The following is a 15,778-nucleotide window of genomic DNA, read 5'->3' on the forward strand; positions in this document are numbered from 1 at the left end:
CAGGCATATCCGTCGCTGACTGCAGACCCTGTGGGAGCGGGTTTACCCGCGAACACCGGCGAAGCCGGTGCCATGCACCGCGTGGCCTTTTCGCGGGTGAACCCGCTCCCACAGGGTTGGCGAGGCCTTCAAGTCAGACCCAATTCACCCCAGATCCGCCGCACCTCACGGCGTTCATCGGCAAACTGCGCTGCATCGATCACCCCAGCCTCCTTTTGCAGAGCCTGGCGGTGCGAGGCCGAGCGGAACGCCTTGTACACTTCACGCAACAGCACCGCGTCACTGGCCGGCATCAAACCCGCCTGCTCCAGCTCTTCCAGAATGCGGATGTTATCGGTCCATCGGAGTATGGCCGGGTGGTCGTGGGACCAGGCCAAAGCGGCGTATTGCACCATAAATTCGATATCGACGATACCGCCGGCATCCTGCTTGATATCGAACGGCACACCGGCCTCGAAAGCGTTGGCTGCGGTACCGGCAGCGGTGGCCTTGGTGCCGAGGTTATCGCGCATCTTGGCGCGCATTTCGCTCACTTCGCTGCGCAGTTTTTCCAGGTCGCGGGCCTGGCCCAGAACCTTGGCGCGCACACCTTCGAATGCCGTGCCCACCTGCTTGCAGCCCACCAGCACCCGGGCCCGCACCAAGGCCTGGTGCTCCCAGGTCCAGGCCTCGTTCTGCTGGTAGCGCTCGAACGCACCCAGCGAGCTCACCAGCAGGCCCGAGGCACCCGACGGGCGCAGGCGCATGTCCACGTCATACAGCTGGCCCGAGTTGGTCTGGGTAGTCAGCAGGTGAATGATGCGTTGGCCCAGGCGGGTGAAGAACTGCGCACTGTCGATCGGCTTGGCGCCGTCGGTTTCCGCCTGCGGGTCGCCGTCATGGATGAATACCAGGTCCAGGTCCGAGCCGTGACCCAGCTCCAGGCCACCTACCTTGCCGTAGCCGATGATGATGAAGCCCGGGTCGCACAGGCTGCCGTCGCTGCGCTTGGGCTGGCCGTGGCGGGCCACGGTCTGGCGCCAGGCCAGGGCCAGTACCTGGTCGAGGATGGCCTCAGCCAGCCAGGTCAGGTAGTCGCTGACCTTCATCAGCGGCAGGTTGCCGCTGATTTCCGAGGCGGCCACGCGCAGGCTGTGGGCCAGCTTGAAGTGGCGCAGCGCCTCCATTTGCTGTTCCAGGTCGTCCTCGGGGATGCGCGTCAGGCGTTCGCGCAATTCGCTGGCCAGCTCCGGCGCCAGTGGCGGGCTGAACAGGCGGCCTTCATTGAGCAGCTCGTCGAGCAGCAGCGGGTAGCGGGCAATCTGCTCGGCAATCCATGGGCTGGCGGCGCACAGGGTCAGCAGGCGGCGCAAGGCGCCGGGGTTTTCGGTGAGCAACACCAGGTAGGCAGAACGCCGCGCCACGGCCTCGACCAGCGGCAACACGCGCTCGAGCACCAGGTCGGGGTTGTCATGCTCCACAGCCTGGGCCAGCAACCGCGGGATAAAGGCGTCCAGGCGCTCACGGCCAATCCGCTGCATCGAACGCAGCTGCGGGCTGGAGCGCAGCGCGGCCAGGCGCCGCAGGGCTTCGGCGGGCTGCTGGAAGCCGGCCTCCTGCAGCTGACGGCCAGCGGCCTCTTCATCCTGCGCCTGCTCCCACAGCGGCGACCATTCGCCACCCACCACCAGCTCGCCTTCGCCGTCTTCATCATCCGGGTCGGCGATCACCTGACGGAAATGCCAGTCAATGCGGCCACGCCAGTGCGTCAGTTGGTCATGGAAGCTTTGCCAGTCGGCATAACCGAGCATGTAGGCCACCCGCGCCTGATCGGTCTCGCTGTCCGGCAGCATCTGCGTCTGGCGGTCGGCGATGGCCTGGATGGCGTGCTCGGTATAGCGCAGGAATTCATAACCCTCGCGCAGCTCGGCGACCACGGCTGGCGGCAGGTAGCCCTGGCCCTCGAGGGTGGCCAGCACTTTCAGCAGCGGCCGCTGTTGCAGGCTGAGGTCGCGCCCGCCGTGGATCAGCTGGAAGGCCTGGGCGATGAATTCCACCTCGCGAATGCCCCCGGCACCCAGCTTGATATTGTCGGCCATGCCCTTGCGCCGCACTTCCTGCTGGATCAGCTGCTTCATGGTGCGCAGCGCTTCGATCGCGGAAAAATCCAGGTAGCGGCGGTACACGAACGGCCGCAGCATCTCCTGCAGCTGCGCGCCGGCCGCCTGGTCGCCGGCCACCACCCGCGCCTTGATCATCGCGTAGCGTTCCCAGTCGCGGCCCTGGTCCTGGTAGTACTGCTCCAGGGCATTGAAGCTGAGCACCAGCGCACCGGCCGATCCGTAGGGGCGCAGGCGCATGTCGACGCGGAACACGAAACCGTCGACGGTGACCGGGTCCAGGGCCTTGATCAGGCGCTGGCCCAGACGGGTGAAGAACTCCTGGTTGTCTAGCGAGCGCTTCACCCCTTCGGTTTCGCCACCTTCGGGGAAGGCGAAGATCAGGTCGATGTCCGACGACAGGTTCAGCTCCACCGCGCCCAGCTTGCCCATGCCCAGCACCACCATGTGCTGCGGCTGGCCGCTGCGGTTACCGACAGGCGTACCGAACTGCTGGCAGTGGCGCGGGTACAGCCACTGGTAGGCTTCGTCGATGGCGGCATCGGCCAGGTCGGACAGGTCGCGGCAGGTTTCGCCCAACTCGGCCTGGCGAGTGATATCGCGCCAGATGATGCGCAGCTGTTGACGGTTGCGCTCGCGGCGCAGGTTGCGCGCCAGCTCGTCTTCGCTCTGCGCCGCCTGGGCCGTGGCGGCGATGTGCCCGCGCAGTTCACCGGCAGCGTAGCGCCGGTCCAGCTCGCCGCTGGCCAGCAGGCCGAACAGCATGGCCGGCTCGCGCCGGGCCAGGCCGAGGACGAAGTCGCTGGCGGCGGCTACCTGGTCGAACTGTTGCCGATGCAGCGGGCTCCAGATGTGCAGGTCGAGTTCCGGGTGGGCAGCCACCGCATCGCTGAGGAATTGCTGGTTGCGAATGATCAGCGGCTGCAAGGTGGCGGGCAGATCGGACGGCAAAGGTAGGCGCATGGTCTATCCTTGATCGGCGTGAAAGAGAGGGGAACAAGCGGCCAAGGGGAAGCCGGACCACGGTTGGACTGTCGTACAAAAGTTGGAAATAGCTGAAAAAAACGGAAAATTGGTAGCAAACATCAAGAATTACCCGCTCGCGACACAACGCCAACCAACATGAACGTTTTTCCTCACAAGCCAACATGCGACGAAACGTCGCACAAATGTAGTTTTACTACTACTCGTGTCGTGTAAAAGCATGAAATGCGAAAGCAAATGTAGTAAAACTACACGGCGCCGGAGGACACCCCGGTAATCCAAGAATTCACGACGTCTGCCCATAAGGCCAGTCGCAACTTCAGGCAATCGATTCTGGTTGCCTTTCCGCCCTGGAGCAAGCCATGCAAGACCTCGATCCAATCGAAACCCAGGAATGGCTGGATGCCCTGGAGTCGGTCCTCGACAAAGAAGGCGAAGACCGCGCTCATTACCTGATGACCCGTATGGGCGAGCTGGCCACCCGTAGTGGCTCCCAGCTGCCGTATGCGATCACCACGCCATACCGCAACACCATCCCTGTCACCCACGAAGCACGCATGCCTGGCGACCTGTTCATGGAACGCCGCATTCGCTCGATGGTGCGTTGGAACGCCCTGGCCATGGTCATGCGTACCAACCTGAAAGACTCGGACCTGGGCGGACACATCTCCAGCTTCGCCTCCAGCGCCACCCTGTACGACATCGGCTTCAACTACTTCTTCCAGGCCCCGACCGAAGAACACGGCGGCGACCTGATCTTCTTCCAGGGCCATGCTTCGCCAGGCGTCTACGCCCGTGCCTTCATGGAAGGCCGCATCAGCGAAGACCAGATGAACAACTTCCGTCAGGAAGTGGACGGCAACGGCCTGTCTTCGTACCCGCACCCATGGCTGATGCCTGACTTCTGGCAGTTCCCGACCGTATCGATGGGTCTGGGCCCGATCCAGGCCATCTACCAGGCACGTTTCATGAAGTACCTTGAAGCCCGTGGCTTCATCCCGGCCGGCAAGCAGAAGGTCTGGTGCTTCATGGGCGACGGCGAGTGCGACGAGCCGGAATCCCTGGGCGCAATCGCCCTGGCCGGCCGCGAGAAGCTGGACAACCTGATCTTCGTCATCAACTGCAACCTGCAGCGCCTCGACGGCCCGGTTCGCGGCAATGGCAAGATCATCCAGGAACTCGAAGGCGTGTTCCGTGGCGGTGGCTGGAACGTCAACAAGGTCGTCTGGGGCCGTTTCTGGGACCCACTGTTCGCCAAGGACACCAACGGTGCCCTGCAGCGCCGCATGGACGAAGTCATCGACGGCGAGTACCAGAACTACAAAGCCAAAGACGGCGCGTACGTTCGTGAGAACTTCTTCAACACCCCAGAGCTCAAGGCCATGGTCGAAGACCTGTCCGACGAAGAGATCTGGAAGCTCAACCGTGGCGGCCACGACCCGTACAAGGTCTACGCGGCGTACCACCAGGCGGTCAACCACAAGGACCAGCCTACCGTCATCCTGGCCAAGACCATCAAGGGTTACGGTACCGGTGCCGGCGAAGCCAAGAACACCGCGCACAATACCAAGAAGGTCGACGTCGACAGCCTGCGTCACTTCCGTGACCGCTTCGACATCCCGGTCAAGGATGCCGACCTTGAGAACCTGCCGTTCTTCAAGCCGGAAGAAGGTTCTGCCGAAGCCAAGTACCTGGCCGAGCGCCGTGCTGCCCTGGGCGGTTTCGTACCTCAGCGCCGTGCCAAGAGCTTCAGCGTGCCGACCCCGCCACTGGAAACGCTGAAAGCGATCCTGGACGGCTCGGGTGACCGCGAAATCTCCACCACCATGGCCTTCGTGCGTATTCTGGCGCAGCTGGTCAAGGACAAGGAAATCGGCCAGCGCATCGTCCCGATCATCCCGGACGAAGCCCGTACCTTCGGTATGGAAGGCATGTTCCGCCAGCTGGGCATCTACTCGTCGGTCGGCCAGCTCTACGAGCCAGTCGATAAAGACCAGGTGATGTTCTACCGCGAAGACAAGAAGGGCCAGATCCTCGAGGAAGGCATCAACGAAGCCGGCGCCATGTCGTCGTTCATCGCTGCCGGTACCTCGTACAGCTGCCACAACCAGCCGATGCTGCCGTTCTACATCTTCTACTCGATGTTCGGCTTCCAGCGTATTGGCGACCTGGCCTGGGCTGCCGGCGACAGCCGCACCCGTGGTTTCCTGATCGGCGGTACCGCCGGCCGTACCACCCTGAACGGTGAAGGCCTGCAGCACGAAGACGGTCACAGCCACATGATGGCGGGCACCATCCCGAACTGCCGCACCTACGATCCGACCTACGGCTACGAGCTGGCGGTGATCATCCAGGACGGCATGAAGAAGATGACCGAAGAGCAACAGGACATCTTCTACTACATCACCGTGATGAACGAATCCTACCAGCAGCCAGCCATGCCGGCCGGTGTCGAGGAAGGCATCATCAAGGGCATGTACCTGCTGGAAGAAGACACCCGCGATGCCGCGCATCACGTACAGCTGATGGGCTCCGGCACCATCCTGCGCGAAGTCCGCGAAGCCGCGAAGATCCTGCGTGAAGAGTTCAACGTCGGTGCCGACGTATGGAGCGTCACCAGCTTCAACGAACTGCGTCGTGACGGCCTGGCCGTGGAACGCGCCAACCGCCTGAAGCCTGGCCAGAAGCCACAGCAGACCTACGTCGAGCAGTGCCTGAACGGTCGCAAGGGCCCGGTCATCGCCTCCACCGACTACATGAAGCTGTTCGCCGAGCAGATTCGCCAGTGGGTACCGAGCAAAGAGTTCAAGGTCCTGGGTACCGACGGTTACGGTCGCAGCGACAGCCGCAAGAAGCTGCGCCACTTCTTCGAAGTCGACCGCCACTTCGTGGTGCTGGCTGCCCTGGAAGCCCTGGCTGACCGTGGCGAGATCGAACCAAAGGTTGTTGCAGACGCTATCGTCAAGTTCGGTATCGACCCGGACAAGCGCAACCCACTGGACTGCTGAGGAGTATTTTTAAGTGAGCGAACTCATTCGCGTACCTGACATCGGCAGCGGTGAAGGTGAAATCATCGAGCTGTTCGTCAAGGTCGGTGATCGTATCGAGGCTGACCAGAGCCTGCTGACCCTGGAGTCCGACAAGGCCTCCATGGAGATCCCGGCTCCCAAGGCCGGCGTGATCAAGGAACTGAAGGTCAAGCTGGGCGACCGCCTGAAAGAAGGCGACGAGCTGCTGGTCCTGGAAGCCGAGGGCGCCGCTGCTGCGGCCCCTGAGGCCCCGGCCGCTGCTCCGGCCCAGGCTGCTGCGCCGGCTCCTGCCGCCGAAGCCGCCCCTGCCCCTGCTCCGGCCGCAGCCCCGGCTGCCGCCAGCGTGCAGGACATCCACGTGCCGGACATCGGTTCGTCGGGCAAGGCCAAGATCATCGAAGTGCTGGTCAAGGTCGGCGACACCGTCGAAGCCGACCAGTCGCTGATTACCCTGGAGTCCGATAAGGCCTCCATGGAAATCCCGTCGCCGGCTGCCGGCGTGGTCGAAGAAGTCCTGTGCAAGCTGGAAGACGAAGTCGGCACTGGCGACCTGATCTTCAAGCTGAAAGTCGCCGGCGCTGCCCCGGCTGCTGCTCCGGCACCTGCCGCTGCTGCTGCCCCGGCCAAGGCTGAGGCGGCTCCAGCCGCCGCACCTGCCGCTGCTGCCTCGGCTGCTGCCCCTGCACCGGTTGCTACCGCACCGGCTGCCGGCAGCAACGCCAAGGTTCACGCAGGCCCGGCGGTTCGTCAGCTGGCCCGTGAATTCGGCGTCGACCTGGGCGCGGTTGCCGCGACCGGTCCGCACGGCCGCATCCTGAAAGAAGACGTGCAGGTCTACGTCAAGGCGATGATGCAGAAGGCATCGGCCGCACCGGCAGCCGCTGGTGCAACCGGTGGCGCCGGCATCCCGCCGATCCCTGCCGTGGACTTCAGCAAGTTCGGTGAAGTGGAAGAAGTGGCCCTGACCCGCCTGATGCAGGTCGGTGCTGCCAACCTGCACCGCAGCTGGCTGAACGTGCCGCACGTGACCCAGTTCGACTCTGCCGACATCACCGAGCTGGAAGCCTTCCGCGTTGCGCAGAAGGCCGTGGCCGAGAAGGCTGGCGTGAAGCTGACCGTGCTGCCACTGCTGCTCAAGGCCTGCGCCTTCCTGCTCAAGGAACTGCCGGACTTCAACAGCTCGCTGGCGCCAAGCGGCAAGGCCATCATCCGCAAGAAGTACGTGCACATCGGCTTTGCCGTGGACACCCCGGACGGCCTGCTGGTCCCTGTGATCAAGAACGTCGACCAGAAGAGCCTGCTGCAACTGGCTGCCGAAGCGGCTGCGCTGGCCGAAAAAGCCCGCACCAAGAAGCTCTCGGCCGACGAGATGCAAGGCGCCTGCTTCACCATCTCCAGCCTCGGCCACATTGGCGGCACCGGCTTCACGCCGATCGTCAACGCGCCGGAAGTGGCTATCCTGGGCGTCTCCAAGGCGACCATGCAGCCGGTCTGGGATGGCAAGGCCTTCCAGCCGAAGCTGATGCTGCCGCTGTCGCTGTCCTACGATCACCGTGTGATCAACGGCGCTGCCGCCGCGCGCTTCACCAAGCGCCTGGGCGACGTGCTGGGCGATATCCGCACCATGCTGCTGTAAGGCAGCACACTGCCCCTCTCTGCGAGGGGCAGTACCCTTTTCGAGCTGCCACGCTCGTACCTCAACCCCGTCGATTGGCGGGGCTTTTTTTTGCCTTGATTTTCCCGGTGGGCTGCACCCTCTGTGGGAGCGGGTTCACCCGCGAACACCGGCGCAGCCGGTGCCATGTACTGTGTTGGATTCATCGCGGGTAAACCCGCTCCCACAGGCCGCAAAGCGGCCCCAGGATCTCCAGTCAACCTACAGATTCCGACCAAACAGCCGATAACCCATCCACAGCATCAAGCTCGGCCGCTTGCCAGCCCCCGGGACATGATGCAACCTTGCCAGACCTGCCGCCCCAAAGGCCGCGTTCCCTCTTCAAGCGAGTCTTCGATGAAAAGCCAACCCGATGCCGCCAGCCGTGTGGCGGCCGAGGTCGTCACGCAGTTACCCGTGCCCTCGCGGCTCGGCATGCTGCGTTTCGAAAGGCTCAACGAAGCCACCTGGACCATGCTCTACCTCGACCCGGCCTGCGAGCGCCAGTTCGGCCTGCACGCCGGCGACCTTTGCGCCCTGGTAGACGCACCCTACGCCAGCTTGATGGAACCCGAAGCCCGCTACCGGCTGCACGACGAGATCCAGTCGCAACTGGCCCAGCGCGGCTACTTCCGCGTGCGATACACCTTGCACACGCCAACTGCATCGCTACGCCTGCTGGAAACCGGGGAAGCCTACAAGCAGCACAACCGCCACCTGTTGCGCGGCTACCTGAGTGTGCTCGACGACCACGCCGAAGATACCGGCGAGGCCGGTGCCAGCGACCTGGAATCGCGCAACAACCGCCTGCAATTGGCGCTGCAACTGAACCAGCGCACGCAGCAGGAACAACTCGAGCACCTGGAACGGGTTCGTGGCCAGCAAGACCTGATCCTGCGCCTGGCCCGCCAGCGCTACAGCGCCGGGAATTCGCTGCGCGAAGCCGCCCAGCTGATTACCCAGAGCGCCTGCGAGATCTACAAGGTCGACAGCGCCAGCATCTGGCATCTGGAAGACCAGCGCCTGGAGCCGATCATCGCCTGGTACCGGGACGCGCAGGAGCACCGCCAGCCCGAAGCCATCGATGCCAGTCGCTTCCCCGACTACCTCGACGCGCTGCACGCCAGCCGTGCCATCGACGCCCACAATGCCGGCCATGACCCGCGTACCCGCGCCCTGGCGCAAAGCATGTGTCCGGAAAACAAGGCCATGCTCGATGCCAGCATCCGTGTCGATGGCCAGGTAGTCGGCGTGCTGTGCCTGGAGCAGACCGGCCAGACACGCGCCTGGCAATCGGACGAAATAGCCTTTGCCGGCGAACTGGCCGACCAGTTCGCCCAGGTCATCACCAACCACAACCGGCGCACCGCCGCCAGCGCCCTGCACCTGTTCCAGCGTGCGGTCGAGCAGAGCGCCAGCGCCTTCCTGCTGGTGAACCGTGACGGCGTGGTGGAGTACGTCAACCCCAGCTTTACCGCGATCACCCAGTACAGCACCGAGGAAGTGCAAGGCCGCCACCTGGGCGAGCTGCCGGCGCTGGAGAACCTGAGCGAGCTGCTGTTCGACTCGCCCTCGAGCCTGGCCATGGGCAACAGCTGGCAGGGCGAGTTCAAGAGCCGGCGCAAGAACCTCGAGCCCTATTGGGGCCAGCTGTCGATTTCCAAGGTATACGGCGACAACCGTGAGCTGACCCATTACATCGGCATCTACGAAGACGTCACCCAGACCAAGCTGGCCCAGCAACGCATCGAGCGCCTGGCCTACACCGACAACCTGACCAACCTGGGCAACCGCCCGGCGTTCATCCGCAGCCTGGACGAGCGCTTTGCCCGTGATGGCGAGCACTCGATGTGCCTGCTGCTGGTGGACATCGACAACTTCAAGCGCATCAACGACAGCCTCGGCCACCAGACCGGCGACAAGCTGCTGATCAGCCTGGCCCGGCGCTTGCGCAACAGCCTGCACACCGGCGGTATCCTGGCGCGCTTTGCCAGTAACGAGTTCGCCGTACTGCTCGACGACACCAGCCTGGAAGATGGCCAGGGCGTCGCCCAGCAATTGCTGCGCACCCTCGACAAGCCGATGTTCGTCGACAACCAGCTGATCAACGTGACCGCCTCGGTGGGCCTGGCCTGCGCTCCGCTGCACGGCGCCGACCCGGCCAGCCTGATGAAAAACGCCGGCCTGGCACTGCACAAGGCCAAGGCCAACGGCAAGCACCAGGTGCAGGTGTTTACCGAAGTGCTCAATGCCGAAGCCAGCTACAAGCTGTTCGTCGAGAACAACCTGCGGCGCGCCCTGACTCAGAACGAGCTGGAGGTGTTCTACCAGCCCAAGCTGTGCCTGCGCAGCGGCCGCCTGCTGGGGCTGGAAGCACTGCTGCGCTGGAACCACCCCGAGCGCGGCATGATCCGCCCGGACCAGTTCATCAGCGTGGCGGAAGAAACCGGCCTGATCATCCCCATCGGCAAATGGGTGGTGCGCCAGTCGTGCCGCATGAGCCAGCAACTGCGCGAGGCCGGCATGGGCAACCTGCATGTGGCCATCAACCTGTCCCCCAAGCAGTTCTCCGACCCGGACCTGGTGGCATCGATCAGCACCATCCTCGAGGAAGAAGCCCTGCCCCCGCACCTGCTGGAGCTGGAGCTGACCGAAGGCCTGCTGCTGGAAGCCAGCGAAGATACCCACCGCCAGCTGGATGAGCTGAAGGCCCTGGGCCTGACCCTGGCCATGGACGATTTCGGCACCGGTTATTCGTCGCTGAGCTACCTGAAGAAGTTTCCGATCGACATCCTCAAGATCGACCGCAGCTTCATCAACGAGATCCCGGACAACCAGGACGACATGGAAATCACCTCAGCGGTGGTGGCCATGGCGCATAACCTCAAGCTCAAGGTGGTGGCCGAGGGAATCGAGACGCCGGAACAACTGGCGTTCCTGCGTCGGCACCGCTGCGACGTGGGCCAGGGCTACCTGTTCGACCGGCCGATTCCGGGGCGCGAGCTGGCTGAACGGCTGAAGCGCTATCCGCGTGGCCCACTGGCCTGACAGCCGGGTAAACCTCGGGCACTATAGAACCTATACGGGTCCCTTCGCGGGTAAACCCGCTCCCACAGGTACACCACAATATTCGAAATCTGTGGGGTATCTGTGGGAGCGGGTTTACCCGCGAATGCCCCAACACCTATTCAACTGACATTCAGAGGAACGGCCATGGTCCTGCGTTCGGAAATCCTGGTGAACAAAAACGTCATGCCAACAGCGGAGCAGGCCCTGCCTGGCCGCGAAACGCCAATGAAGCTGCCCGAGTTCCACTACGTGTTCAAGGACACGCCGCTGCTCGGCCCCTTCTTCGAAGGCGCCATCGACTTCGCCATCTTCGGCCTGGGTTGCTTCTGGGGCGCCGAGCGCCGCTTCTGGCAGCGTGAAGGCGTGGTCAGCACCGTGGTCGGCTACGCCGGCGGCTTCACCCCCCACCCCACCTACGAAGAGGTCTGCTCGGGCCTGACCGGCCACACCGAGGTGGTGCTGGTGGTGTTTGACAAGGACAAGGTCAGCTACCGCGAGCTGCTGGCGATGTTCTGGGAGCTGCACAACCCGACCCAGGGCATGCGCCAGGGCAACGATATCGGCACCCAGTACCGCTCGGCCATCTACTGCACCAGCCCAGAACAGCTGGAACAGGCCAAGGCCAGCCGCGACGCCTTCCAGGCCGAACTGAGCAAGGCCGGCTTCGGCGAGATCACCACCGAAATCGACCAGGCACCAACCGTGTATTTCGCCGAGGCCTACCACCAGCAGTACCTGGCCAAGAACCCGGACGGCTACTGCGGCATCGGCGGCACCGGTGTGTGCCTGCCACCCAGCCTGCAGGGTAACTGACGCATGAGCACGATGACCCTGTTCCACTCGCCGTTGTCGCCTTTCGTGCGCAAGGTCATGGTGGTGTTGCACGAGACCGGCCAGCTTGAACGCGTGCAAGTGCAGCCGGTAAACATCAGCCCGGTCAGCGGCGACCCAAACCTGAACCAGGACAACCCGATCGGCAAGATCCCGGCCCTGCGCCTGGAGGACGGCACCGTGCTGCATGACAGCCGGGTGATCTGCGAGTACCTCGACCTGCAGCATGTCGGCCTGCCGCTGCTGCCGCGCGAAGGCTCGGCACGTTGGCGCCGCTTGACGCTGGTGTCACAGGCCGATGCGATCATGGATGCGGCGGTGTCGTCGCGCTATGAGAGCTTCCTGCGGCCTGAAGACAAGCGCTGGGACGGCTGGCTGCAGGCACAGGGCGACAAGATTCGCCGTAGCCTGGCCAACCTGGAGCAGGCGCATTTGCCTGAGCTGATGTCCGGGTTCGACCTGGCAGCGATTGGAGTGGCCTGTGCGCTGGGGTATCTGGATTTGCGCCAGCCCGAGTTCGGCTGGCGTGAGCAGCAGCCTGGGTTGGCGGCGTGGTATGCCGAGGTGATCAAGCGGCCTTCTATGGTTGCCACCGCGCCGGTAGCCTGAAGGGCCTCTTCGCGCGCACGCCCGCTCCCACAGGGTATGCGCCCTACCTGTAGGAGCGGGCGTGCCCGCGAAAGGGCCGCTACAGGCGCCTCGCCATCAGCAGCCCGGCTTGCCAGCGGTAAACTTCTTGGCCGGGTTGACCGCTGCCTTGAACTCGCGTAACGCCTTGGAGCCCACCAGCAGGGGGTAGTTGAAGCTGCTGCGGTCGACCAGGTTGACCTCCACGGTGCGCTTCACGTCACCCAGGCACAGCTCCAGGTCGACCACCGGGCGCTTGGAGATTTCCGGCGCATCGCCTTCCTCCTCTTCATCGGCCCGGCCCTTGATCTTGCTGATGCGCGAGACCTTGTGCTCGTACACCTTGCCGTCCGAGTCCTTGGTTGCCAGGCGGAAGCGTACCCACTCGTCACCATCGCGGGTAAATAGCTCGATATCCTTGGCCGACAGCGACGCGGTAAAGGCACCGGTATCCATCTTGGCTTTCAGGGTTTCGCCCAGTTCGGGCAGGGCTATGTTCTCGTAACGGCCGTAGATAGTGGGTTCAGCGGCCATGACCGGCAGTGCCAACAACGACAACAGGGCAAGCAGAGGTTTCACAGGCAGGCTTCCTTGAGGAGTGTCAGTGCTTAGACTGCACTGGCAGGATAGGTTCGCTGTCACAAGCCTAACCAACATAATGTGAAACATTTGTCCTCGCCGCAGGGCACTGGAAATTTGGCGTAGGCCACGGCCCTGCTTATCATTGCCAACCGTTTATCTCCTACAACAAGAGTCTCTTTATGCGTCGCCTGCTGACCGGCATCCTCACTACCATCCTGCTGCTGCTCAATACCCTGGTGTTGATCTGCCCGCTGCTGGTCTTCGCGCTGCTCAAACTGGTGCTGCCGGGGCGTGGCCGTGACTATGCCTCGTGGGCGGTGATGTGGGTGGCCGAGACCTGGTCGGAGATCGACAAGGCCATCTTTGCCCTGTGCATTCCGACCCAGTGGGACATCCGCGGCGTCGAGAACCTGCGCAAGGACACTTCGTATCTGGCCGTCAGCAACCACCAGACCTGGGTCGATATTCCGGCGCTGATCGAGAGCCTCAACCGCCGTACACCGTTCTTCAAGTTCTTCCTGAAGAAGGAGCTGATCTGGGTACCTCTGCTGGGTCTGGCCTGGTGGGGGCTGGACTACCCGTTCATGAAGCGCTACAGCAAGGCCTTCCTGGAGAAGCACCCCGAGCTGAAAGGCAAGGACCTGGAAATCACCAAGGCTGCTTGCGAACTGTTCAAGCGCCAGCCGGTGACCGTGGTCAACTACCTGGAAGGCACACGCTTCACCGAAGCCAAGCGTCAGCAGCAGCAATCGCCGTATCGCTACCTGCTCAAGCCCAAGGCGGGTGGCGTGGCGTTCGTGCTGGCGGCATTGGGCGAACAACTGGATGCCTTGCTGGACGTGACCATCGTCTACCCCGGCAACAAGGCGCCGGGGTTCTGGGATTTGCTCAATGGCAGCATCAACCGGGTGATTATCGACATTCGCGTGCGTGAACTGGACCCGATGCTGTGGGCGGGGGATTACGAGAATGATCCTGAGTTCAGGCAGACCGTGCAGGCCTGGGTGAACCAGTTGTGGGTGGACAAGGACCAGCGGATCGAGCAGTTGCGGGGGGAGATGGGCTGAGGTCTTTTTCGCCTGCCCGGGCCTCTTCGCGGGTAAACCCGCTCCCACAGGGACCACGCCACCTTCAAGGCCTGTGGTAATCCTGTGGGAGCGGGTTCACCCGCGAAGAGGCCAGACCAGGCACTACAGAAAACTGATTAGAACCCAGGCTAATAATCAGCATAAGGATTACTTTTTTGTCATCCCCCACCTAAGTGGATAAAAATCGACCAAAGCACAACTACAAAAATGCTCTGGATCGAACGATGGCCAACCCACCCAACTCTACCCCCGTCCAGCTTCGCCGTGTTCTCGGCCTACCCGCCCTGGTGTTCTTCGGCCTGGTGTACATGGTCCCGCTGACCATCTTCACCACCTACGGCATCGTCACCGAACTTACTGGTGGCCGTACGGCTGGCGCCTACATCGTCACACTGGTGGCCATGCTGTTCACCGCCACCTCCTACAGCTTCATGGTCAAACGCTTCCCGGTCGCTGGCTCTGCGTACTCCTACACCAACATGGCCTTCGGCCCGAACGTTGGCTTCCTGGCCGGCTGGTCGCTGCTGCTCGACTACCTGTTCCTGCCGATGATCAACTACCTGCTGATCGGCCTGTTCCTCAACATCGCCTTTCCCGCCATCCCCGCGTGGTCGATTGCGCTGGCCTCTATCGCCCTGGTCACGGTGCTCAACGTGGTCGGCATTCACTCTGTGGCCAAGACCAGCAACCTGATCGTCGGCGCACAGATCGTCTTCATCGTGGTGTTCGTCGCCCTGTCCTGCCAGTCCCTGGCCGGCCAGCCGCTCGACCTGCTGTCGCCACTGCTGGGCGACGGCTCGCAGCCTGGCTTTGGTGCGCTGATGGCTGGTGCAGCGGTGCTTTGCCTGTCGTTCCTCGGCTTTGACGCTGTCTCGACCTTGGCCGAAGAATGCCGCGATGCCCGCCGCGATGTGCCACGGGCAATCATCCTCACCACCCTGTTCGCCGGTTTGCTGTTCACCGTGCTGGCCTATGTAAGCCAACTGGTACTGCCGGGCACTACCTTTGCCAATGCCGATGCGGCGGCCAACGAGGTGATGTTCAAGGCGGGCGGGCAGTTTCTGGCCAACTTCTTCACTGCTGCGTATGTCGCCGGCAGCCTGGGCTCGGCGCTGGCCTCGCAGGCGGCGGTGTCGCGCATCCTGTTCACCATGGGGCGCGACAACGTGCTGCCACGGCGAACGTTCGGCTACCTGTCACCGCGTTTTGGCACGCCGGTGTTCGCCATTCTGCTGGTTTCGGCGTTCTCGTTGCTGGCGTTGGTGATCGACCTGGCGACCCTTGCCTCGCTGATCAGCTTCGGGGCGCTGGTAGCGTTTTCGGCGGTGAACCTGGCGGTAGTGAAAACCCACCTGATGGATGATGGCGCCCAGCGTAACCTCAAGGAGTTGCTGAGCTATGGCCTGGTGCCGCTGGTGGGGTTGGGGTTGACACTTTGGCTGTGGACCAGCCTGTCGGCGCTTACCTTGGTGATTGGCTTGTGCTGGTTCGCTCTGGGTCTTGCGTACCTGGCAGTACTGACCGCCGGCTTCCGCCGCCCGGTGCGCCTGGTGGACTTCACTGAAGCTGCCTGACTGCCGGCCCGACGCAGATCTGCTTTTGTTTTGTGGGAGCGGGCGCGCCCGCGAAGAATTCAGCGCGGTGTCTGGCACCGGCTTCGCCGGAGTTCGCGGGCATGCCCGCTCCCACAAAAACAGCGCAGGCTCTTGAACTTTGATCAAGACAGATGCCCCACAGGTACAGCGCCAGTCCTTGAGGCCTGTGATAACCCCGTGGGAGCTGCTTGCCGGCGATAGGGCCAGCACTGCCCCTACA

The 15,778-nt window shown here is 63.2% G+C and carries 9 protein-coding genes; 7 read left to right on the plus strand and 2 right to left on the minus strand.

The window, feature by feature from the left end; all coding sequences use genetic code 11:
- Positions 1 to 128 precede the first annotated feature (128 nt).
- A complete protein-coding gene (gene glnE, locus J5M58_RS14665; RefSeq protein ID WP_207878583.1) occupies positions 129 to 3,062 on the minus strand; it encodes a bifunctional [glutamate--ammonia ligase]-adenylyl-L-tyrosine phosphorylase/[glutamate--ammonia-ligase] adenylyltransferase in 2,934 nt (977 codons plus the stop codon).
- Positions 3,063 to 3,445: 383 nt separating this feature from the next.
- Between glnE and aceE the strand changes: the two genes are divergently transcribed.
- From aceE to J5M58_RS14690, 5 genes are all read left to right on the plus strand, one after another.
- On the plus strand, positions 3,446 to 6,091 hold the full coding sequence (gene aceE, locus J5M58_RS14670) for a pyruvate dehydrogenase (acetyl-transferring), homodimeric type (RefSeq protein WP_112251448.1): 2,646 nt from the start codon (positions 3,446 to 3,448) through the stop codon (positions 6,089 to 6,091).
- 13 nt (positions 6,092 to 6,104) lie between these two features.
- Positions 6,105 to 7,748 (plus strand): dihydrolipoyllysine-residue acetyltransferase, encoded by a 1,644-nt coding sequence (aceF, locus tag J5M58_RS14675; protein WP_207878585.1) that lies wholly within the window; start codon positions 6,105 to 6,107, stop codon positions 7,746 to 7,748.
- Between the two features lie 375 nt (positions 7,749 to 8,123).
- On the plus strand, positions 8,124 to 10,814 hold the full coding sequence (locus J5M58_RS14680) for a bifunctional diguanylate cyclase/phosphodiesterase (protein WP_112251444.1): 2,691 nt from the start codon (positions 8,124 to 8,126) through the stop codon (positions 10,812 to 10,814).
- 165 nt (positions 10,815 to 10,979) lie between these two features.
- Complete coding sequence (gene msrA / locus J5M58_RS14685; protein ID WP_056805689.1) at positions 10,980 to 11,648, plus strand: peptide-methionine (S)-S-oxide reductase MsrA; 669 nt, start codon at positions 10,980 to 10,982, stop codon at positions 11,646 to 11,648.
- A gap of 3 nt (positions 11,649 to 11,651) precedes the next feature.
- Positions 11,652 to 12,275, plus strand: a complete 624-nt coding sequence (locus tag J5M58_RS14690) for a glutathione S-transferase (protein WP_207878587.1) — start codon at positions 11,652 to 11,654, stop codon at positions 12,273 to 12,275.
- Positions 12,276 to 12,371: 96 nt separating this feature from the next.
- On the opposite strand, the gene J5M58_RS14695 is transcribed toward J5M58_RS14690, so the two are convergent.
- Positions 12,372 to 12,872 (minus strand): ATP-dependent zinc protease, encoded by a 501-nt coding sequence (locus tag J5M58_RS14695; RefSeq protein WP_015268670.1) that lies wholly within the window; start codon positions 12,870 to 12,872, stop codon positions 12,372 to 12,374.
- A 182-nt stretch (positions 12,873 to 13,054) separates the two neighbouring features.
- Here J5M58_RS14695 and J5M58_RS14700 point away from each other — a divergent pair, with 182 nt between their 5' ends.
- Together J5M58_RS14700 and J5M58_RS14705 are read left to right on the plus strand one after the other, a co-directional pair.
- Positions 13,055 to 13,942 (plus strand): acyltransferase, encoded by an 888-nt coding sequence (locus J5M58_RS14700; protein ID WP_207878589.1) that lies wholly within the window; start codon positions 13,055 to 13,057, stop codon positions 13,940 to 13,942.
- 245 nt (positions 13,943 to 14,187) lie between these two features.
- Positions 14,188 to 15,537, plus strand: coding sequence for an APC family permease (locus tag J5M58_RS14705; RefSeq protein WP_207878591.1), 1,350 nt, complete (start codon positions 14,188 to 14,190; stop codon positions 15,535 to 15,537).
- The last annotated feature ends 241 nt before the right edge of the window (positions 15,538 to 15,778 follow it).

The organism is Pseudomonas sp. 32_A (assembly GCF_017490905.1).
Classification (GTDB): Bacteria; Pseudomonadota; Gammaproteobacteria; order Pseudomonadales; family Pseudomonadaceae; genus Aquipseudomonas; species Aquipseudomonas inefficax.